Annotated in this window: 13 protein-coding genes; 9 read left to right on the top strand and 4 right to left on the bottom strand. The window is 58.6% G+C overall.

The window, feature by feature from the left end; genetic code table 11:
* Positions 1-29: 29 nt before the first annotated feature.
* Positions 30-1,106 (bottom strand): dual-specificity RNA methyltransferase RlmN, encoded by a 1,077-nt coding sequence (gene rlmN, locus V9K67_RS06985; protein WP_336721057.1) that lies wholly within the window; start codon positions 1,104-1,106, stop codon positions 30-32.
* Between the two features lie 133 nt (positions 1,107-1,239).
* On the opposite strand from rlmN, the gene V9K67_RS06990 reads away from it, so the two are divergent.
* Positions 1,240-2,424: a thiolase family protein gene (locus V9K67_RS06990; RefSeq protein ID WP_336721058.1), complete on the top strand. Its 1,185-nt coding sequence runs from the start codon at positions 1,240-1,242 to the stop codon at positions 2,422-2,424.
* 162 nt (positions 2,425-2,586) lie between these two features.
* On the opposite strand, the gene V9K67_RS06995 is transcribed toward V9K67_RS06990, so the two are convergent.
* The 3 genes from V9K67_RS06995 to V9K67_RS07005 all read right to left on the bottom strand — a co-directional run bounded on the left by V9K67_RS06995 (position 2,587) and on the right by V9K67_RS07005 (position 3,966).
* Positions 2,587-2,973, bottom strand: a complete 387-nt coding sequence (locus tag V9K67_RS06995; RefSeq protein ID WP_336721059.1) for a hypothetical protein — start codon at positions 2,971-2,973, stop codon at positions 2,587-2,589.
* 215 nt (positions 2,974-3,188) lie between these two features.
* Positions 3,189-3,509, bottom strand: a complete 321-nt coding sequence (gene rbp, locus V9K67_RS07000; RefSeq protein ID WP_336721061.1) for an RNA-binding regulator — start codon at positions 3,507-3,509, stop codon at positions 3,189-3,191.
* Positions 3,510-3,783: 274 nt separating this feature from the next.
* A complete protein-coding gene (locus tag V9K67_RS07005) occupies positions 3,784-3,966 on the bottom strand; it encodes a hypothetical protein (RefSeq protein WP_336721064.1) in 183 nt (60 codons plus the stop codon).
* Positions 3,967-4,413: 447 nt separating this feature from the next.
* Here V9K67_RS07005 and V9K67_RS07010 point away from each other — a divergent pair, with 447 nt between their 5' ends.
* From V9K67_RS07010 to V9K67_RS07045, 8 genes are all read left to right on the top strand, one after another.
* Entirely contained in the window at positions 4,414-4,995 is a 582-nt protein-coding gene (locus V9K67_RS07010) for an RNA polymerase sigma factor (RefSeq protein WP_336721066.1), read from the top strand.
* A complete protein-coding gene (locus V9K67_RS07015) occupies positions 4,988-6,115 on the top strand; it encodes a tetratricopeptide repeat protein (protein WP_336721067.1) in 1,128 nt (375 codons plus the stop codon). The genes V9K67_RS07010 and V9K67_RS07015 overlap by 8 nt, the downstream gene beginning before the upstream one ends.
* Positions 6,116-6,159: 44 nt before the next feature.
* Positions 6,160-9,438 carry a CHAT domain-containing tetratricopeptide repeat protein gene (locus V9K67_RS07020; RefSeq protein WP_336721069.1) on the top strand — a complete coding sequence of 1,093 codons (3,279 nt, stop codon included), beginning with the start codon at positions 6,160-6,162 and terminating at the stop codon, positions 9,436-9,438.
* Positions 9,439-9,831: 393 nt separating this feature from the next.
* Positions 9,832-13,095: a CHAT domain-containing protein gene (locus V9K67_RS07025; protein ID WP_336721071.1), complete on the top strand. Its 3,264-nt coding sequence runs from the start codon at positions 9,832-9,834 to the stop codon at positions 13,093-13,095.
* Between the two features lie 408 nt (positions 13,096-13,503).
* The gene (locus tag V9K67_RS07030) at positions 13,504-16,710 is read left to right on the top strand and encodes a CHAT domain-containing tetratricopeptide repeat protein (protein WP_336721072.1); all 3,207 of its coding nucleotides are present in this window, start codon (positions 13,504-13,506) and stop codon (positions 16,708-16,710) included.
* Positions 16,711-17,017: 307 nt separating this feature from the next.
* Complete coding sequence (locus V9K67_RS07035; protein WP_336721073.1) at positions 17,018-20,272, top strand: tetratricopeptide repeat protein; 3,255 nt, start codon at positions 17,018-17,020, stop codon at positions 20,270-20,272.
* Positions 20,273-20,486: 214 nt separating this feature from the next.
* Positions 20,487-20,966, top strand: a complete 480-nt coding sequence (locus V9K67_RS07040) for a hypothetical protein (protein WP_336721074.1) — start codon at positions 20,487-20,489, stop codon at positions 20,964-20,966.
* Positions 20,967-21,275: 309 nt separating this feature from the next.
* Entirely contained in the window at positions 21,276-21,635 is a 360-nt protein-coding gene (locus V9K67_RS07045) for a DUF6717 family protein (RefSeq protein ID WP_336721075.1), read from the top strand.
* Positions 21,636-21,752 lie beyond the last annotated feature (117 nt).

Raw genomic sequence — 21,752 nt, forward strand, 5'->3', positions numbered from 1 at the left:
GAGTAAAAATATAGTGATCGTTGTTTGCGCTAAGCGTTGGCGGCCTGTGCCTTGGCACCCTCGCCCTTATTTGCCAGCTGGCCGCAGGCGGCATCGATGTCGCGGCCCCGGCTGCGGCGCAAGCGGGCGTTCACCTTATGCTTTTCGAGGTACTGCATGAAGGCGGTCATACGTTCCTCGCTGGGCTTGGTGAAGCGGGCAAATTCGATGGGGTTGTATTCGATAATATTGACCAGGTCGGCGGGCACCTGCCGGTAGATCTTAATCAGCTCGTCGGCATCCCTGTCGCTGTCGTTGAAGTCGTTGAACAGGATGTATTCGAGGGTGATCTCGTTTTTAGTTTGCTTGTAAAAATGGTTCAGGGCCTCCACCAGCGCCTTGAGGTTGTTGGACTCGTTGATGGGCATGATCTCGTTGCGCTTGGCGTCGTTGGCGGCATGCAGCGACAGGGCCAGCTTAAAGCGCACCTGGTCGTCACCCAGCTGGCGGATCATTTTGGCCACCCCGGCGGTGGAAACGGTAATGCGGCGCGGGCTCATGGCCAGGCCATCCTCGGCCGTAATGCGCTCGATGGCTTTGAGCACGTTCTTATAGTTCAGCAGGGGTTCGCCCATGCCCATAAACACGATGTTGGAGAGCTTTTTCCCGTACACCTTCTCGCTTTGCTGGTTGAGCAGCACCGCTTCGTCGTAAATTTCGTCAAAGTCGAGGTTGCGTTTACGGTCGATATAGCCGGTCGCACAGAAGCGGCAGCTCAACGAGCAGCCGATCTGCGAGGAAACGCAGGCGGTGAAACGGCTTTCGGTAGGGATCAGCACCCCTTCGCACAGGTGGCCTTCGTGGGTCTTGAACCGCGATTTCACCGTGCCGTCGGCACTGTACTGGGTAGCGTCCACGGCCAGGGACGGCAGCGTAAAATGGTCGCCCAGCTTCTGGCGCAGGTCTTTGCTCAGGTTGGTCATGTCGGCAAAACTTTGCGCGCCCTTCTGCCACAGCCATTCCCATACCTGTTTGGCCCGGAACTTCTTTTCGCCAAGGGTTGTAAAGAATTGTTCCAGTTCTTCCAGGCTCAGATGCCGGATGTTCTTAGGTGCCGTTTTTATCATCCGGCAAAGATAATTAACCCCTCACAACCTTTAAGGAGGGTGCTGTTAAAGTTAGGCGGGGAGTTTACGAGTTCCATATGGGCGCCAGCAACGCGTAAACTCGTAAACTTGTAAACTCGTAAACTCCAAATTTATGCGACCTGTCTACATAATCGATGCCGTCCGTACCCCTATAGGAAAATACGGGGGCGTACTGAGTACTGTGCGGCCCGACGACCTGCTGGCCCATGTGCTGAAGGCCCTGCTGGCAAGAAATAGGGAGGTGGACCCGCAGGCCATCGAGGACGTGCTGGCCGGAGCCGCCAACCAGGCCGGCGAAGACAACCGCAACGTAGCCCGCATGGCGGCCCTGCTGGCGGGACTGCCCCCGACGGTGGCGGGCTGCACGGTCAACCGGCTGTGCGCCTCCGGCCTGCAGGCCCTTATGGACGGGACGCGGCAGATCCGCTGCGGCGATGCGGAGCTGGTCATCGCTTGCGGGGTGGAAAGCATGAGCCGGGCGCCCTTTGTGCTGGGCAAGGCTTCGACCCCTTTCCAGCGCTCCGCCGAAGTATTCGATACCACCCTGGGCTGGCGGTTTGTCAACCCCGCGCTGGCGGCGGCCTACCCGCCCTACAGCATGGGCGAAACGGCGGAGAACGTTGCCCGGCAGTGGCAGGTTTCCCGAGAGGCGCAGGATGCCTTTGCCTTTCAGTCGCAGGAGCGGTATTTTGCCGCCCTGGAGGCGGGGAAATGGCAGGCGGAAGTGGTACCGGTTGACGTGGCGGGCGTACCGGTGGAACAGGACGAGCACCCGCGAAGGACCAGTATGGACAAGCTGGCCTCCCTGAAGGCGGCCTTTGCGGCGGGCGGAACGGTGACGGCGGGCAATTCGTCGGGCATCAATGACGGGGCGGCGGCCCTGTTGCTGGCCGGTGAGGAGGCGGTGCGCCGCTTCGGGCTAAAACCGCTGGCCAAGGTAGTATCCATGGCGGTGGCGGGCGTGGATCCGGCCGTTATGGGCATTGGCCCGGTGCCGGCCACGCAAAAGGCCCTCGGCCGGGCCGGCCTTACCGTGGACCAGCTGGACCTGGTGGAGCTGAACGAAGCCTTTGCGGCCCAGGCCCTGGCCTGCATCCGCGACCTGGGCCTTGACCCCGGCCGGGTGAATGTCAACGGGGGCGCCATTGCCCTGGGGCATCCGCTGGGGTGCAGCGGGGTGCGCTTGTCCGTTACCCTGCTGCACGAAATGCAGCGCCGGGGCAGCCGCTACGGCCTGGCCACCATGTGTGTGGGGGTAGGGCAGGGCGCTTCGGTGATTTTCGAGGCCTGCAGGTAGGGGAGCGGGCGGATGGTACCGGAACGTTCCCTGTTTTCCGGCGCAGCTTCCTCAATTAGGAAGCATTCTTCCCCGCCCGGCAGGCAGGGGGGCGCATAAAAAAAGGTCGCCCCCGGCGACCTGCTGTTCTGTTGAAAAAGCTTGGTAAATCTACTTCCCTGCTTACGCCACTTCCATTTCGGCGGCCTCGTGTTCGTTTTCACCTGCATTCTCCTGAGCACTCTCCTGGCCTTCGCGGGGAATCCAGGTGATGATCAGCTGAAACTTCGTGTTCATGCTCAATTTGTAGTCGTTGCGGGAAAAGATTTCCTTCACGGCATTGTCCTGCAGCAACACGGCGGCCAGGTCCTTGGCCACGGCTGAAGCGATCACGACATTGGTTACCCTGCCGTTGCTGAACTGAATATTGAACTTGCTTCCGGTCTTGCGGTTAATGCCTGCCCGTTCGAAGTCGGTGATATTCATGCCCAGGGTTTGTTCGCCGGAAAGAGCTTTTTTCAGCAGAATCCTGATGATCGGCAAATACTTGTTCCAGATTTGTGTGTACATAACAGTTTTTATTAGTTCGGCAGGAGGTCGTCCTGCAAAAAAGTATTCGTGGGCAAGCAATGTTATTGTCCGGCTTATGTTCCTGACCGGCCGGTTTCCGTCTTCGACCGCCGCAACAAAGGTGCCATGAAGCCCCCTTTTTGAGGCGAATGGGCGATTACGCTAAAAAAAAGCCCGGAACAAACCCGGGCTTTTCTGGAAGAAAAAGCAGTTGCTTAGAATCTTTTTTTATAGCCGCCGTTGTTCCCGTAGCCGCCGCTGTTGCCGAAGCTGCCGCTGCGGGCGGGACGGTCTTCTTTCGGGCGGGCTTCCATGACTTTCATGGCCCGGCCGTCGACGGTGGCGCCGTTCAGTTCAGCCACGGCTTTTTCCGCCTCGGCGCCCTGGGGCATTTCCACGAAACCAAAACCACGGCTCTGGTTGGTAAATTTGTCAATAATTACTTTGGCAGAGGTTACTTCGCCATAGGCTGCAAAAAATTCCCGCAGGTCTTCATCCTGTACGTTGTAGCTTAAATTGGAAACGTAAATGTTCATGTTCTTTTTTTCAGAAAATCAATAATTGTGAGACGCGGCAAAAACGTAAAGGAAACGAACGAGTAGCGAAACTTACAGATTGTTCAATGTACGAAATGCAATGCTCAAATTGTCGGCGCGAAGATACGGACAATCCGGCGGAAAAGGGAAGAAGAATAGAAATCATTTGTTAAGATGCCCGGGCAGGATAATGCCGGATGGCAGGCGGCAAACAGGGGCGAACTGCAGCCGGCCGGCACCCGGCACGGGAGGGTAGGGAGGAGGGCCGCGGCCCTTAGTTTTCACTGAAGGCGTTGCGGGCAACCATATCCAGGTCGAACAGGCAAAGCATTTGCAAAATGTTGGAGCCGTGCACCAGTATCTTGCCGGTGCATTCGTGGTGAAACCGGCGGCTGTCCTTCTCTTTTACAAAGCAAATCTTGTAGTGGTCTTCTTCGTTGATCAAATAAAAGGTCATATAGAAAGTTTGGGGGTCAGGAAACGGGAAGCGGAGGGCGCAGCCGCCCGCTGTGGCCGTATCAGGGCCGAATTTCCGGGGCGGAAGCGCCGGCCACAGCACCCGCCACGGAAAAGGAACCTCGCTGCAACGGGCAGTACGTACGACAGGTATATATTATCTTTTTCATGGTTTGTTTTTTAGGCCGGCGTATGCCGCTTTTTTGGGTGTAATCTGTTCAAAACCATAAAAGGGAAACACCCAAAAGGGCTTTTTTTAAAAAATATTCCGGGTGTTTTTTTGAAGGAATGTTGGTACCTTTAGTCTTCACTGCCGTCGTTATAAAGACTCTCCACCTGTTCCACCTGCTGTCAGTCGGATTTATGATTACAGCAGTACTCTTGATAGTCATTGGTAATAATTCTGCTAACTATGCCTAACGAAGAAGAAATAACAATCATCCAAGGTTTGCGATCCGGAGGAATTGAACGGCGTCGTTTTGAAAACATCCTGTGGCAGCGGTTTTCCAGCTTTATCTACTGGGGGGTGACCAAGTACAACCTTCCCAAAGACGAGATCCGGCTGGCGTATGATGACGCGATCTGTTCGGTCATCACCAATATCGTTACCGGCAAATACCAGCCCGATGCCGGCGCCCTGCTGAAAACCTATGCCGAGACCATCTTCCACCACAAGTGCATCGACCATATCGGCCGGAGCCGCAAAACGGCGGGCAGCAAAGCCACCGAAAAGCAAAACCTGAAGCACCCGCAGCCGATCCAGGACAGCCTGGCGGATATGCTGCCCGATGATGTAAAAAACGTAGTGGAAGAAATCATCGAGCGGGAGGAACACTCCAAAATGAGAAAATGCCTGGAAAAAGTAGGCGACGTATGTAAGGAGATCCTGCGGTTGTACGCAGGCAGTTATAAAGACAGGGAAATAGCCGTGATGATGCGATACAATTCAGCCGATGTCGTCAAGCAAACCCGGTATCGTTGCATGGAAAAACTTAGTGAGTACTATCTTAACCTGTACAAATATGAATAGCGCCCTTAATTATATAGACCGTTATTTCCAGCATGAGCTGGTCCCGGCCGAAAAAAAGGAGTTCGAAAGCCGGTGTTTGTCGGATCCCGCCTTTGCCCAGATGGTCGCCTTTTACGTGTCGCTGCACGACCACCTGCGCGGCCAGTGGGCCGAGCAGAAAAAACGCGAGTTTGCCCTGCTGGAGGAAGCCGATCCCTCCGCGCTGGATTCCTATTACGCCAACTTCCAGCCCACCGGTGAGTTGCCTCCCTGCCTGGCAGAAGAGCCTGTATACCCGGCCCTGCACAAGGTGACCGCCGAAGGCAGCACGGGCGGCCTGCTGCCCGCCGAGGAGGAAGTGCCTTCCATTGCCCCGGCTACCGGCAAGGTGCGGCACATGCCGCTCTGGTCCAAGCTGGCGGTGGCGGCAGCCGTGGCCGGCGCCCTCCTGTTCACGGTTCCCTGGCTGATGCGCAGCGGTAAGGAGAACCAGGACCTGGCCCACCAACAACCGGTGCAACAGGTCGACCAGCCTGCCGGTCCTGCGCGGCCCCCGGTTCAGGAACCTGCCGGCGCCCCCCCGGTAGCGGTCGTTCCCCAGGACAAAAAAGAGCCGAAAGCCGCCGAACAGCCCTCCCGGAAGCTCGATAATGCCGAACTGCACCGCCTCTATGCCCGCAACTATAAGCCCGACGAACTGCCCGAGGAAGGCCGCGAGCTGATGGCCGCCGCCTTTGACAGCTACGAAACCGGCAGCTACAACCACGCCCGCCGCGAATTCGAAAAGGCCATCGAGGTCATGCAGGAGCTTACGTCCCGCACACCCGAAAGCAAAGCGGAAGAAGAAGAAAAGAACCGCCTGCTCTTTTATGCCCGCTATTATAATGCGCTCAGCTACCTGGGCGAGGGTAAAACCGCCAAAGCCATCACGGAGCTGAAGGCCCTGAAAGAAAGCCCCGATAAGTTTTGGCAGGGCAAAAAGCAATGGTACCTGGCCCTGGCCTACCTGAAAGCCGGCGACGTGAAAAAAGCGGAACCGCTGTTGCGCCAGGTAGCCGCCAACAAGGATGCCGGCGCTTACCGCCAAAAGGCACTGAAGTTGAGCAAGTCGCTGACCGACGGTACCACCGCCTCCAAATAGCATCCGGATCCTGGTTCTTTTCCTTATAACTCCATCCATTTTTTATGAAAGAGTTATTAAAGAACGTGATCCTGTCTGCCATCATCCTGGTCGGGGCGTTGCTGGCTCCCGCCACCCAGGCAGGCGCCCAGCCCCCGCGGCACGACAGCCTGCGGCTGTTGCTGGCATACTTCCGCGACAATACCCGGGAGGAGCCGTTGCGCAAGGCCGTGCAGGAGGCCCTCGACCTCTATGCCGCCGACACGCTGACGGAACCCTTGTCCCTGAAGCTGTTGCAGGCCGACAGCCTGATGATGGCCCGCATCGTCAAGCCGGACCGGCCCCGGGTGCTGCTCTATACGGAGCTCCTGGTGCGGGCGCTGCAGCAGCTGCCCCCGCCCCATGAACACCTCTGTTATGCCGCCGGTCTGCACAAACTGGCCAACCTCCATAAAAGCATGGGCCGTTATGATCAGGCGCCCGCCCTCTACCAGCAGGCATTAGCCGTTTACCGGAAGACGGTGGGGGAGGAGCACCCGGCTTATGGCGCCGCCCTGAACGACCTGGCCAACCTGTACCGGAGCATGGGGCAGTACGACAAGGCCCTGGCGCTGCTGCAGCAGGCGCTGGCCGTATACCAGAAGACCCTGGGCACCACCCATCCCGATTATGCCAACGGCCTCAATAACCTCGCGTCGCTGTACAGCAACATGGGCCAGTACGAAAAAGCCCTGCCCCTGTACCAGCAGTCGCTGGCGATCCTGAAAAAGAACCCGGGGCCCAACCATCCCGACTACGCCTCGGGACTGAACAACCTGGCCAACCTGTATAAAAGCATGGGGCAGTTTGAAAAAGCCCTGCCCCTTTGCCTGGAATCCCTGGAGATCCGCCGGAAAGCCCTGGGCGAAGACCATCCTTCTTATGCCACCGGCCTGCACGGCCTGGCCAACCTGTATAAAAGCACGGGTGAATACGAAAAATCACTGCCCCTCTACCAGAAGGCCCTGGCCATCCGGAAAAAAACCATCGGCGAACAGCACCCCGAATACGGCACCACCCTCAATAACATGGCGTCCCTGTACCGGCTGATGGGCCAGTACGACAAGTCGCTGTCGTATTACCAGCGAGCCCTGGCTATCCGCAAAAAAGTGCTGGGCCCCGAACATCCCGATTATGCCTCCAGCCTCACCCACCTGGCCAATTTATACCGGACCATGGGCCAGTACCAGAAGGCGCTGCCGTTATACGAGCAGGCCCTGGCCATCCGCAAAAAGGTCCTCGGCGAAGCGCATCCCGATTATGCCAACGGGTTGAACAACCTGGCGTTTATCTACGCCCTCATGGGCCAGAACAGGAAGGCGCTGGTCCTTTACCGTCAGACCCTGGCCCTGCGGGAAAAGATCCTGGGCGACGACCATCCCAATTATGCCTTCAGCCTGAGCTACCTGGCCGACCTGTATGTGAAGGAGGGCCAGTACGAGGAGGCCAGGAAGACCTACGAGCAAGCCCTGGCCATTATTAAAAAGTCATTGGGCGAGGAGCACCCCGAATACGCTTCCAACCTGAACAGCCTGGGCCTGGTGTATCCCGAATTGAGCGGCGGCGCGGAAGCCTCCGCCCTGCTGACCCTGTCGGCCCGGATCTCGCTGAAGCACCTGCGCCAAACCTATACTACTTTGTCGGAGCAGGAGAAGATGGCTTTCCTGAACAAGCAGACCAGCCAGTTCGGCAGCCTTCCTTCGCTGTTGTTTGCCCGCTCCAAGGCCGACCCTACGGTGCTGCAGCAGGTATATGCCAATGAGCTGGTGCTGAAGGGGATGGTGCTGGAAGACCAACAGCAGGTGCTGCATGCCATCCGCAAAAGCGGCGACACCACCGCCCTGCAGCTCTACGAGCAGTGGCGCCTCCATAAAGCCTTTATCGGTGGCCAGTTGCTGCTGCCCAAGATCCAGCGGGTATCGTTTCTCGACAGCCTCCAGGAAGTGGCCAACGGCCTGGAGCAACAGCTTTCCCGGCGGGCGGCGGCCTTCCAGCACCTGCAGCGCAGCCAGTCCATTACCGCCGCCGAGATTGCTCAAAAGCTGCAGCCGGGAGAAGCAGCCGTAGAGTTTCTTCGCTTCCGCCTGTACCGCCACAAGCAGACCGACAGCATCATGTACGCGGCCCTGGTGCTGCTGCCCGGCGACAGCACCGCCCGCTTCGTGTCCCTGTTTGAAGAGCGGCAGTTGCTGCGGGTGCTGCAGCCTTCGCTGACGGCCAAAAGCGCCCTGACCCAGTATGCCGCTATCCAAAAGCTGTACGACAAGCCGGCCGGCAAGGCCCTGCACCCGCTCTACCGGCTGGTATGGAAACCGCTGGAGGAACACCTGGCCGGGGTGCGGACGGTGTACTATGCCCCGGTCGGCCTGCTGCACCGCATTGCCTTCCAGGCCCTGCGCAAGGATGCGGACCATTTCCTGATCGACTTCTACCAGCTGCGGCAGGTGCTCAGTACCCGTGCCGTGGTGCTGCACGGGGCCGAGCCCTCCCATTCGGCTTCCATTTCGCTCTGGGGCGATATCGACTATAATAAAGTGCCCGCGGCCTCCGCAGTGGCCCAATCGGTGAAGCGCCTGCTGCAGGCCGGCAGCGATACGGGGGCTTCTGCTTTTAATTTCTATACTGCCGACACCCGGGGCGCCCGCGGCGGGGCCTGGGGCGCCCTGCCCGGCGCCAAAAGGGAAATGGACAGCATCGGCCGCCTGTTCCGGGCGGCGGGCATGACCATTTCCATCGACAGCGGGGCCGTCGCCTCCGAAGAAACGTTCAAGGGCCTGTCGGGCAAAAGTCCGCAGGTGCTGCACCTGGCGACGCACGGCTTTTTCCTGCCCGTGGCGGGGGGCGCCCGGGAAGGGGAGCCTGAGGCCGGGGGCAATGTGTTTACGGTACAGCAGAACCCGATGTTCCGCAGCGGCCTGATCCTGGCCGGCGGCAACCACGCCTGGAAGGGCGAGCCTACACCGGCCGGGGCCGAGGACGGCATCCTGACGGCCTATGAAATTGCGCAGATGGACCTGAGCAATACGGATGTGGTGGTGCTGAGCGCCTGTGAAACGGCCCTGGGCGAGGTACAGGGCAACGAAGGGGTGATCGGGCTGCAACGGGCCTTTAAGCTGGCAGGTGTAAAGCAACTGGTGATGAGCCTGTGGCGCGTGCCCGATGAAGAAACCACGGAGCTGATGACCCTGTTTTACCGCCACTGGCTGGCCGGAAAGTCCACCCGTGATGCCTTCCGTGCAGCCCAGCAGGCCATGAAAGAAAAGCATCCCCCTTATTATTGGGCGGCCTTTGTGTTGGTGGAGTAACGAAAAGAGTTTACGGGTTTACGGGTTTCCTGCGGGCGCAAGCAACTCGTAAACCCGTAAACTCGCAAACGAATACGTCCTGATCCGTTAAAAGCCAATTTTTCCTAATGGGTATTCCTGACTTCTTTGTATTTTTAGCCCGCTATGCTGACAAAGTGGGGCAGACGAGCGATCCTGCCTGCCCGCGGGATGTGCAGGGACAGGTAGTTGGCACCGGTATCAGGTATTTCTTCAGAGCAGCTTTATTTCAGGCCCCGGTAAATTTCTTCCCTTTGTGCGGCCCCTGTTACCAGGAGTTTCGCGCAGGCACCAGCATGGAATGTTTTGAGTGGGCAGCTGGCGGGCTCCAGTGCGGTTGTCGCTGTGCCTTGTTTAATCCTTTACTACATGCTTATGAAACAGGTGCTTAAAAGATTTTTCCTGTTTGCCCTGATGGCAACAGGGGCCGGGTGCATGGGCATCGGCCCGGTTGCCGCCCAGCCTGCGGTTTTTGACAGCCTCCGCCAGGTGCTGTCGTATTACCAGGAACATTCCGCCTCCGGGCCCCTGCGACAGGCCATCGAGGAGATGCCCCACCTGTCCGCCCGCAGCGGGGTGGACGCTTTCCTTTCCAAAAAACTCCTTCTTATCGACAGCCTGCTGCTGGAGCATAGTTCGCTGGCGCCCTCCCAGGTGCTTTCCTATGCCACCTCCCTGAGCCAGGCGCTGCAGCCGCTGCCCCCGGCCCGGGAACATCCCGATTATGGCCTCAGCCTGTGTTACCTCGCCGCTTTATATGCAGAAGTAAACCAGCCGGAGAAAGCTTTACCCCTGGCCCTGCAGGCCCAGGCCATTGTGAAACAGGCGGTGGGGGAGGAGCATCCCGATTATGCCAAAACCTTGTTGGTCCTGGGGCATTGCTATAAAGGATTGCGGCTGTTTGATACGGCCCTCCCCTATTACCGGCAGGCCCTGGCGCTCCGCAAAAAATTGCTGGGCGAAAACCATCCCGACTATGCCGGCAGCCTGCACGCGCTGGGGTATTTATTTATCAAGCTGGGTAAGTATGAAAAGGCCCTGCCCCTGTTGCAAAAGGCGCTGGCCACCTGCGAGCGCTCCCTGGGAAGCGGGCATCCCCACTATGCCGTCATTTTAACGGACCTGGCCGACGTGTATAAATATGCCGGTCAGTTTGAAAAGGCGCTGCCGCTGTACCAGCAGGCCCTGGCCATCCGGAAGGCCGCCCTGGGCGACCTGCACCCCGAATACTCCTTCAGCCTGTACCGGGTAGGCCTCCTGTATGCCGAAGTGGGCCAGTACGAAAAAGCCCTGCCCCTGCTGCAGCAGGCACTGGTTGCCTGCCGGAAAACCCCCGGGGAGGAAACGGCTAAATACGCGGATATCCTCAAAAGCCTCGGCCTCGTGTACCAGGAAATGGGACAGCCGGATAAGGCATTGCAGTACTACCGGCAGTCGTTGGTCATCCGCAAAAAGGTCCTGGGCAGCAACCATCCCAGCTACGGCACGATCCTCAAAAGTTTGGCCGGTGTATACAAAGACATGCGGCAGTACGATAAAGCCCTGCCCCTGCTGCAGCAGGCCGTGGAAACCAGCCGCAGGTCGCTGGGCGAGGACCACCCGGGCTATGCCCGCATTGTAAAGCACCTGGCCAGCCTGTATACCGAAATGGGCCAGTATGACAAAGCCCTGCCCCTGTACCAGGAGGTGCTGGCTATCTACAAAAGGTCCGGCGACGAGGAACATCCGTATGCCGCCGGCCTGGGCAGCCTGGCCAACATGTATATGAAACAGGGCCGCTACGACCTGGCAAAACCCTTGTTCGAGGAGGCACTGGCCATTATCCGGAAGGCAATGGGTGAAAACAGTCCCGGCTATGCGCTCACCCTGAAGAACCTGGCCCTGCTCTACACCCTGGTGAATAGAAGCCGGGAAGCTGCCGACTTATTTATCCAGGTTTCGGGCATTACCCTGCAGCACCTGCACCAGACCTACACGGTTTTATCCGAGCAGGAAAAGATCGCCCTGCTGAACAAAGAAGCCAACCAGTTCTGCTACCTGCCCTCGCTGGTCTACAAAGGCCGCCTGAAAGATCCTTCGGTGCTGCGGCAGGTGTACGCCCAGGAACTGGCCCTGAAGGGCATGGTGCTGGAAGACCAGCAGCAGGTGCTGCATGCCATCCGTAAAAGCGGCGATACCGCCACCCTGCAGCTCTTTGAGCAATGGCAGTTCGAAAAATCCTTTATCGGCCGGCAACTGCTGTTGCCCAAATTGGAACGGGCCACCTTCCTGGACAGCCTCCAGGACGAAACCAATGAGCTGGAGCAGCAGCTTTCCCGCCGGGCGGTTTCCTTCCGTCAACTGCAGCACAGCCAGGCCATCACCGCCGCCGAGATCGCCCAAAAGCTCCAGCCGGGCGAAGCCGCCGTAGAATTTCTCCGCTTCCGCCTCTACCACCACAAGCTTACCGACAGCGTCCTTTATGCTGCCCTGGTGTTGCTGCCCGGCGACAGCGCTCCCCGGTTTGTGCCCATTTGTGAAGAGCGCAAACTGCTCCAGGTGCTGCAGCCTTCGCTGACGGCCAAAAGCGCCCTGGCCCAGTATGCCGCCATCCGCAAGCTGTACGACAAGCCTGCGGGCACGGCCCTGCACCCGCTTTACCAGTTGGTGTGGAAGCCGCTGGAACCGTACCTGGCCGGGGCGCGGACGGTGTATTACGCGCCGGCGGGCCTGCTGCACCGCGTTGCCTTCCAGGCCCTGCGCCCGGATGCGACCCATGCGCTGGTGGACCGCTACCAGCTGCGGCAGGTGCTCAGTACCCGTGCCGTGGCCCTGCCGGCCGCGCCGGCCCAAAAGCCGCTTTCCGTAGCGCTCTGGGGCAACATCGACTATAATAAGAGTACCCCGTCTCTGGCCCCTGGTGCCATTGCTTCCCTCGGGCTGCATCTTCCGGCTTCCCTTCCGGATTTTCATGCCGCCAGTACCCGTGCCGACCGCTGGGGCGCGTGGAGTCATTTAAGCGGCGCCAAAAAGGAATTGGACGGCCTAAGTAAAATCCTGCAGCGTGCAGGCGTGCCCGCCTCCATCGACAGCGGAACGGTGGCCACGGAAGAAGCCTTCAAGGCTCTTTCAGGCCGCAGTCCGCAGGTGCTGCACCTGGCCACGCACGGCTTTTTCCTGCCGGTGGCCGAAGCAAAGGCCGAAGAAGAGGACGCCCAGGATGCGGGCCCCGGGCTGACGGTGCAGCAGAACCCGATGTTCCGCAGCGGCCTGATCCTGGCCGGCGGCAACCGGGCCTGGCAGGGAAGCCCTACCCGGCCGGGCTGGGAAGACGGCATCCTGACGGCCTATGAAATTGCGCAGATGGACCTGAGCAATACGGATGTGGTGGTGCTGAGCGCCTGTGAAACGGCCCTGGGTGACGTGCAGGGCAACGAAGGAGTGATCGGGCTGCAACGGGCCTTTAAGCTGGCGGGTGTAAAGCAATTGGTGATGAGCCTGTGGCGGGTGCCCGACCAGGAAACCATGGAGCTGATGACCCAGTTTTACCGCAACTGGCTGGGGGGGAAATCTGCCCGCGATGCCTTCCGGACAGCCCAGCAGGTTCTGAAAGAAAAATACCCTCCCTATTATTGGGCCGCCTTTGTGCTGGTGGAGTAACGAAAAGAGTTTAGGGGTTAACGAGTTGCTTGCGCCGGCAGGGAACTTGTAAACTCGTAAACCCGTAAACTTCTTTATTCCAGAGGCACCTAGGGATATATAGGTGTAAACCCCTGTTTTTTTGAGGAGTATGCCTACTTTTCTATACCTTCGTGAGCTATGCTGACTCGGTGGGGGCAGATAGACGACCGTGCTTGCCAACTGGATTTTGTGGAACAGGTGGTGGGTACCGGTATCTGGCATACCCTCGGACCCTCTGTTTACCAGGCCCCGGTAATCTTCTCTCCCCTTTGTGTTGTTTCGATCAACAGGCGTTCAAGAACTTTTCAGCAATATCTGTTTGGAGTTTGTGACTGGCGGGCTGACCGGTGTACCTGTAGCGCCTTTTAATCCTATACTACGTACTTTATGAAACAGGTGCTTCAAAAGTGTTTTCTCTATGCGCTGGCAGCAATGGGAGCCGGATGCGCCGGTATCGCTCCTGTTGCGGCACAGCCTGCGGCTGTGGACAGCCTGCGCCAGGTACTGACGTACTACCAGGCGCAAACGGAAACCGGGTTGCTGCAGCAGGCCGCAACCGATATACCGGACCTGTCCCGTGTCAGCGGAATCGATGCGCCTCTTTCCAAAAAATTGCTCCTGGTCGACAGCCTGCTCCTGCTGCAAAGCTCGCCGGTGCCCACCCAGTCCTTTTCTTATGCCCAGGCCCTGACCCAGGTATTGCAACAGCAACCCCCGGCCCGCGAACACCTCGATTATGGCCTTAGCCTGGGTTACCTCGCCGCTTTGTATGCCGAAGCCAATCAACCCGAGAAAGCCTTACCCCTGGCCCGGCAGGCCCAGGTCATTGTGAAGCGGGCGGCAGGGGAGGAGCATGCCGACTATGCGAAGATCTTATTGATCCTGGGCCATTGCTATAAAGGAATGCGGAACTTTGATACGGCCCTTCTTTGCTATCATCAGACCCTGGCGCTCCGCAAAAGATTACTGAGCGATAGCCATCCCGACTATTCGGGCAGCTTGCACGCACTGGGGCTTTTATACATGAAGATGGGCCAGTACGGAAAAGCCCTGCCGGTGCTGCAACAGGCACTGGCCTCCTGCCAACACTCCCTGGGATGCCTGCACGCCAACTTTGCCACCATCTTAAAAGACCTGGCCAACGTATATAAATCTGCCGGTCAGTTCGATAAGGCGCTGCCGCTCTATTTGCAGGCCCTGGCTTTGCATAAAAAGGCCCTGGGGGAAACGCACCCGGAATACATCATTAACCTGTACAAGGTGAGCCTCCTCTATGTCGACCTGGGCCAGTACGAAAAAGCCCTGCCCCTGCTGCAACAGGCACTGGCCGTGTGCCGGAAAACCCTGGGCGAAGAAGATTCGAACTATGCCAACATCCTCAAAAGCCTGGGCCTGGTGTACCAGGAAATGGGGCAGCTGGACAAGGCATTGCAATACAACCAGCAGTCGTTGGTCATCCGCAAAAAGGTCCTGGGCAGCAACCATCCCAGTTATGGCACGATCCTCAAAAGTTTGGCCGGTGTATACAAAGACATGCGGCAGTATGATAAGGCCCTGCCCCTGATGCAGGAGGCCGTGGAAAACAGCCGCAGGTCGCTGGGCGAGGACCACCCGGGCTACGGACGCATGGTCAAGCACCTGGCCAGCCTGTATACCGATATGGGCCATTACGACAAAGCCCTGCCCCTGTACCAGCAGGTATTGACCATTTACCGGAAAACGTATGGGGAGGAACATCCGTATGCCGCCAGCCTGAGCAGCCTGGCCAATTTATACATGAAACAGGGGCGCTACGACCTGGCAAAGCCCTTGTTCGAGCAGGCGCTGGCCATTACCCGGAAGGCATTGGGCGAAAACAGTCCCGGCTATGCGCTGACCCTGAAGAACCTGGCCCTGCTCTATACCCTGGTAAACAGAAGCAGGGAGGCCGCTGCCTTGTTCCACCAGGTATCCGATATTACCCTGCAGCACCTGCACCAGACCTACACGGCCTTATCCGAACAGGAAAAGATGGCCTTGCTGAATAAGGAAGCCAACCAGTTCTGCTACCTGCCTTCACTGCTCTATAAAGGCCGCCTGAAGGATCCTACGTTGTTGCAGCGGGTGTATGCCCAGGAGCTGGCCCTGAAGGGCATGGTGCTGGAAGACCAGCAGCAGGTGCTGCATGCCATCCGTAAAAGCGGCGATACCGCTGCCCTGCAGCTCTTTGAGCAATGGCAGTTCCATAAATCCTTTATCGGCGGACAACTGTTGCTGCCCAAATCGGAACGGGATCCGTACCTGGACCGCCTGCAGGAAGAGGCCAATGAGCTGGAGCAGCAACTTTCCCGCCGGGCGGTTTCCTTCCGTCAACTGCAGCGCAGCCAGGCCATTACCGCTGCCGAGATCGCCCAGAAGCTCCAACCGGCGGAAGCCGCCGTAGAATTTCTCCGCTTCCGCCTGTTTAACCGCAAGTTCACCGACAGCGTCATTTATGCCGCCTTGGTGTTGCTGCCCGGCGACAGCACCGCCCGCTTTGTGCCCCTGTTCGAGGAGCGCCAGCTGTTGCGGGTGTTGCAGCCCTCGCTAAAAGCCAAAAGTGCCCTGGCCCAGTATGCCGCCATCCGCAAGCTGTACGATAAGTCGGCAGGCACGGCCCCGCACCCGCTTTACCAGTTGGTGTGGAAGCCGCTGGAACCGTACCTGGCCGGGGCGCGGACGGTGTATTACGCGCCGGCGGGCCTGCTGCACCGCGTTGCCTTCCAGGCCCTGCGCCCGGACGCGACCCATGCGCTGGTGGACCGTTACCAGCTGCGGCAGGTACTCAGTACCCGTGCCGTGGTGTTGCCGGCGGCGCCGGCCCAAAAGCCGCTTTCCGTGGCCCTCTGGGGCAACATCAACTACAATACGGGAGCCGTGGCTGCCGCTGGCCGCCCGGGTGCCGATACCAGGGCGGGCGACTGGGTGCTGTTGAGTGGTGCAAAAAAAGAATTGGATGGACTCGATAAGTTATTGCAGCGCGCAGGCGTGCCCACGACCACCGACAGCGGAACGGCGGCTACGGAAGAAACGTTTAAGGCCTTGTCGGGCCGCAGTCCGCAGGTGTTGCACCTGGCCACGCATGGCTTTTTCCTGCCGGTGGCCGAAGCAAAGGCCGAAGAAGAGGACGCCCAGGATGCGGGCCCCGGGCTGACGGAGCAGCAAAACCCGATGTTCCGCAGCGGCTTGGTGCTGGCAGGCGCTAACCAGGCCTGGCAGGGAAAGCCTACGCCTGCCGGGGCCGAGGACGGCATCCTGACGGCCTATGAAATTGCGCAGATGGACCTGAGCAATACGGATGTGGTGGTGCTGAGCGCCTGTGAAACGGCCCTGGGCGAGGTGCAGGGCAATGAAGGGGTGATCGGGCTGCAGCGGGCCTTTAAGTTGGCCGGGGTGCAGCAACTGGTGATGAGCCTGTGGCGGGTGCCCGACCAGGAAACCACAGAGCTGATGACCCTGTTTTACCGCCACTGGCTGGGGGGGAAATCTGCCCGGGAGGCATTACGCCTGGCCCAGCTGAAAATGAAAGAAAAATATCCCCCGTACTATTGGGCCGGCTTTGTGCTGGTGGAGTAAGAAACTAGTTCCAAAGTTCCTGAGTTCCAAAGTTCTTTAGGTGGAACAGGCTTTCATTCATCCAAACAACTCAGAAACTCAGGAACTCAGGAACTTATGAGGAGCCGGGCAAAGCCAATTTTTCACCTGGCGTATTTCGACTTCTTTGTAACTTTAGCTGAATGTGTGGACGTATTTTTTCTCTCCCTATGTGATGCTCCTCTTATCAGACGTGTAGCCGATTTACCAGCAACGAACGTTTTGAGACCGCGATGGACAGGCCGACCCATGTACCCGGTGTGCTTTTTTAACCCCTTACTACAAGCTTATGAAGCGGGTTCTTATCCGGTTTTTCCTGTTTTTCCTGTGGGGGGGCGGATGCATAGGCGTCGGTCCCGCTGCCGCCCAGTCTGCAGTTATGGACAGCCTGCGCCAGGCGCTGGCTTTTTTCCGGGGGCATGCGGAATCCGACCTGCTGCGGCAGGCCATAGCCGACATACCGGACCTGTCCGGCCTCAGCCAGGTGGATACTTCCCTTTCCCAAAAGCTCCTCTTTGTCGACAGCCTGTTCATGGTGCAAAGCGCCCCGATTCCTTCCCGGGCTCTTTCCTATGCCGAAGCCCTGAGCCAGGTGCTGCAGCCGCTGCCCCCGGCCCGGGAACATCCCGATTACGGCCTCAGCCTGTGTTACCTCGCCGCTTTGTATGCCGAGGCCAGCCTGCCGGAAAAGGCGTTGCCTTTAGCCCTGCAGGCCCAGGAGATCCTTAAAAAAGCGGTGGGAGAGCAACATGCCGATTATGCCCAAACCTTATTGGTGCTGGGTCATTGCTATAAACGCCTGCGGCTGTTCGATACCGCCCTTCCCTATTACCAGCAGGCCCTGGCGCTCCGCTCCCAGCTGCTGGGGACGGGCCATCCCGACTATTCGGGCAGCTTGTATGCGCTGGGGCTGCTATTTATCAAGACGGGCCAGTACGGAAAAGCCCTGCCGATGCTGCAGCAGGCCCTGGCCACCTGCGAGCGCTCCCTGGGAAGGAGGCACCCCAACTATGCCAGTATATTAAAAGACCTGGCCGACGTGTATAAATATGCCGGCCAGTTCGATAAAGCGCTGCCCCTTTACCAGCAAGCCCTGGGCATCCGGAAACAAGCCCTGGGCGATACGCATCCTGAATACATCAACAGCCTGTACAAAGTGGGCCTCCTCTACGCAGACGTGGGCCAGTACGAAAAAGCCCTGCCCCTGCTGCAGCAGGCGCTGGAACTTTGCCGGAAGATCATGGGCGAGGAAGATCCCAATTATGCCAACATCCTCAAAAGCCTGGGCCTGGTGTACCAGGGCATGGGCCAGCTGGACAAGGCATTGCAGTACTACCGGCAGTCATTGGTCATCCGCAAGAAGATCCTGGGCAATAACCATCCCAGCTACGGCACGATCCTCAAAAGCGTGGCCAACGTATATAAAGAAATGGGACAGTATGATAAGGCCCTGCCCCTGCTGCAGGAGGCCGTGGAAACCAGCCGCAGGTCGCTGGGCGAGGACCACCCGGGCTACGGGCGCATTGTAAAGCACCTGGCCAGCCTGTATACTGAAATGGGCCAGTATGACAAAGCCCTGCCCCTGTACCAGCAGGTATTGACCATTTACCGGAAAACGTATGGGGAGGAACACCCCTATGCTGCCAGCCTGGGCAACCTGGCCAATTTATACATGAAACAGGGCCGCTACGACCTGGCAAAGCCCCTGTTTGAGCAGGCACTGGCCATTATCCGGAAGGCGTTGGGCGAAAACAGCCCCAGCTACGCAGTTACGCTGAAGAACCTGGCCTTGCTGTATACCCTGATGGACAGAAGCAAGGAAGCCGCCGACCTGTTCATCCGGGTTTCGGGCATTACCCTGCAGCACCTGCACCAGACCTACACGGCCTTATCCGAGCAGGAAAAGATCGCCCTGCTGAACAAAGAGGCCAGTCAGTTCTGCTACCTGCCCTCGCTGGTGTACAAAGGCCGCCTGAAAGATCCTTCGGTGCTGCGGCAGGTGTACGCCCAGGAGCTGGCCCTGAAGGGCATGGTGCTGGAAGACCAGCAGCAGGTGCTGCACGCCATCCGTAAAAGCGGCGATACCGCCACCCTGCAGCTCTTTGAGCAATGGCGGTTCTACAATTCCTTTATCGGGCGGCAACTGATGCTGCCCAAGTCGGAACGGGCTACTTATCTCGACAGCCTTCGGGAAGAGACCAACGGGCTGGAGCAGCAGCTCTCCCGCCGTGCCGCCTCCTTTCGTCAACTGCAGCACAGCCAGGCCATCACCGCCGCCGAGATCGCCCAAAAGCTCCAGCCGGGCGAAGCCGCCGTAGAATTTCTCCGCTTCCGCCTCTACCACCATAAGCTTACCGACAGCGTCCATTATGCCGCCTTAGTGCTGCTTCCCGGCGACAGCGCCGTCCACTTTGTGCCCTTGTTCGAAGAGCGCCAGCTGCTGCGGGTGTTACAGCCTTCGCTGACGGCCAAAAGCGCCCTGGCCCAGTATGTTGCCATCCGTAAGTTGTACGATAAGCCTTCCGGTCCGGTTCACCCCCCGTTGTACCGGCTGGTGTGGAAGCCGCTGGAGCGCTACCTGGCCGGGGCGCGGACGGTGTATTACGCACCGGCGGGCCTGCTGCACCGCATTGCCTTCCAGGCCCTGCGCCCCGATGCAACCCATGCGCTGGTGGACCGCTACCAGTTGCGGCAGGTGCTCAGTACCCGTGCCGTGGCACTGCCGGCCGTACCGGCCCAAAAACCGCTTTCCGTAGCGCTCTGGGGCAATATCAATTATAATACAGGTACCCCGGCCCTGGGGGCCGGCGAAGTCGCTTCCCTCAAGTTGCATCGCCCGGGGGCGCTCCTGGATGTCAGCGGCGGCCGGGGCGCCCGGGGAGGAGCGTGGGGATTATTGAGCGGTGCAAAGGAGGAAGTGGACAGCCTCGGCAGGTTACTGCAGCGTGCGGGTGTTCCCATCACCACCGACAGTGGAACGGTGGCCACGGAAGAAGCGTTTAAGGCCCTGTCGGGCCGCAGTGCGCAGGTGCTGCACCTGGCCACCCACGGCTTTTTCCTGCCGGTAAGGGAAATAAAGGGCGAAAGCGAGGAAGAAGGACAGGGGGCGGGACTTACGTTGACGGTGCAGCAGAACCCGATGTTCCGCAGTGGCCTGGTGCTGGCGGGTGCCAACCAGGCCTGGACCGGCAAAGCTACCCGGCCCGGCTGGGAAGACGGTATCCTGACGGCTTATGAAATTGCGCAGCTGGACCTGGGCAATACGGGAGTGGTGGTGCTGAGTGCCTGCGAAACGGCGCTGGGCGAGGTGCAGGGCAATGAAGGGGTGATCGGCCTGCAGCGGGCGTTTAAGCTGGCGGGCGTGCACCAACTGGTGATGAGCCTGTGGCGGGTGCCGGATGAGGAAACCATGGAGCTGATGACCCTTTTCTACCGCAACTGGCTGGGCGGAAAGTCTCCCCGGGAGGCGTTACACCAGGCCCAGCTGAAAATGAAAGAAAAATATTCCCCCTACTATTGGGCTGGTTTTGTGGTGGTGGAGTGATGAAAAGAGTTTCTGAGTTCCTAAGTTCCTGAGTTTCTAAGTTTTTTGAAGGAAAAATGCATCAAGGATTCCTGTAACAGCTATTTGCTTCCCGCAGTTGCAGGAACTCAGGAACTGAATTCATAAACTCGTGAACTACCCCGGACGGGCCCACGCTGTATCTTTGCGGCATAAGACCGGACGGGCCGTCCGGCGCTCCTTAAAATTATGGTTCATGTTAGCGCTGTTCCCGGATGAGCAAATCATATCCCAGGTCGACTGTGGGGGCGGCACCCTGGTGCTGACCACCCAGCGCCTTTGCTGCGAGGCAAAGGAGGGCGAAGATCCCTGTTTGCACAGCATGATGCTGGAAGAAATCCTTTCTTTTGAACGCGAAGGCAGCAGCAACGGGCTGCTGCTGGTGCTGGCGGGCGCCGCCCTGCTTTCCGGCTGGGCCGGGGCCGCCCACGGCAATCCCGGGGTGCTGGGGCCGGGTATCTTCCTGGCGGTGGCCCTGGGCGCTTTTTATTATTTTACGCGCCGCCGCTACCTGATCATTACTTCTTCCATTACCCGGATGCGCCTGTCCGTTGCCGGGTTGCGGGAGGAAAAGCTGCTCCATTTTCTGAAACAGGCCGGGCGGGCCCGCAAAAAACGCCTCGCCTGCCTGGAACGCCTGCGGCAACCGGCACAAAAAAAGCCCGAAAGTTTTTAACCGCACTATACCTTAATGAAAAAATCCCCTCCGCAGAGGGGATCTTTTCATTGCAGGCGTGGACGGTTATCCTTAAACGGCCTGAATCTTCATGGGGACAAATTTAGGATAAGGCAAAGGTAGGCCGGGGGACCAGGGCAAAGGGCCGGAAATCGGCGGATGACGGGAAAAAGGCGGTATAATGGGGTGCAGCAGGAGGTTGATACCAGCAGCCTGAAGCGTATTAGTAGTTATTGTTGGGGGTTTTACGAGTATAGATACGTATATTTACTATCTTTAGGTCGTATTTTTACCATACCAAAACACCCTATGTTTACTGTTACCTACTACAAGCTGGGAGCCCGTTGGTTCCTGGACTACCCCGAGTACATTGAGAAAGGAGGATCTGAAGAAGACCTCGAGCCTATCGGCGGCTTTGTCGACCTGCTGGAACTGGCCTCCGCTGGCAACAATATCGTTTATTTTCAAGTGGACTGCAAGCCTTTTGAAGGCGCCGACGCGGCGGACCTGATCGGTTCCAGCGGCGGCGATACCGGCGGTTATTTTCGCATTCACCAGTTCGAAGGCAGCCCCGCCGACATCGAACTGTGGGTGAACCGAACGATCTATGCGCAATTTGAACGGCTGCCGGAGCACCTGTACTTCCGGAAAGTGACGTTACAGAATTAACGCCTTTGGCCTGCGGCCAATTGATATCCGGGTGAGAGCGGCGCGGTCGTGTCGCTCCACACCTTCAATACCCCATTTCCCGGCCCCTTCCTTCCGGCCCGGGAGCAGCTCGTACTT

It is taken from the genome of Huijunlia imazamoxiresistens (genome assembly GCF_037132455.1).
Lineage (GTDB): Bacteria > Bacteroidota > Bacteroidia > Chitinophagales > Chitinophagaceae > Flavisolibacter > Flavisolibacter imazamoxiresistens.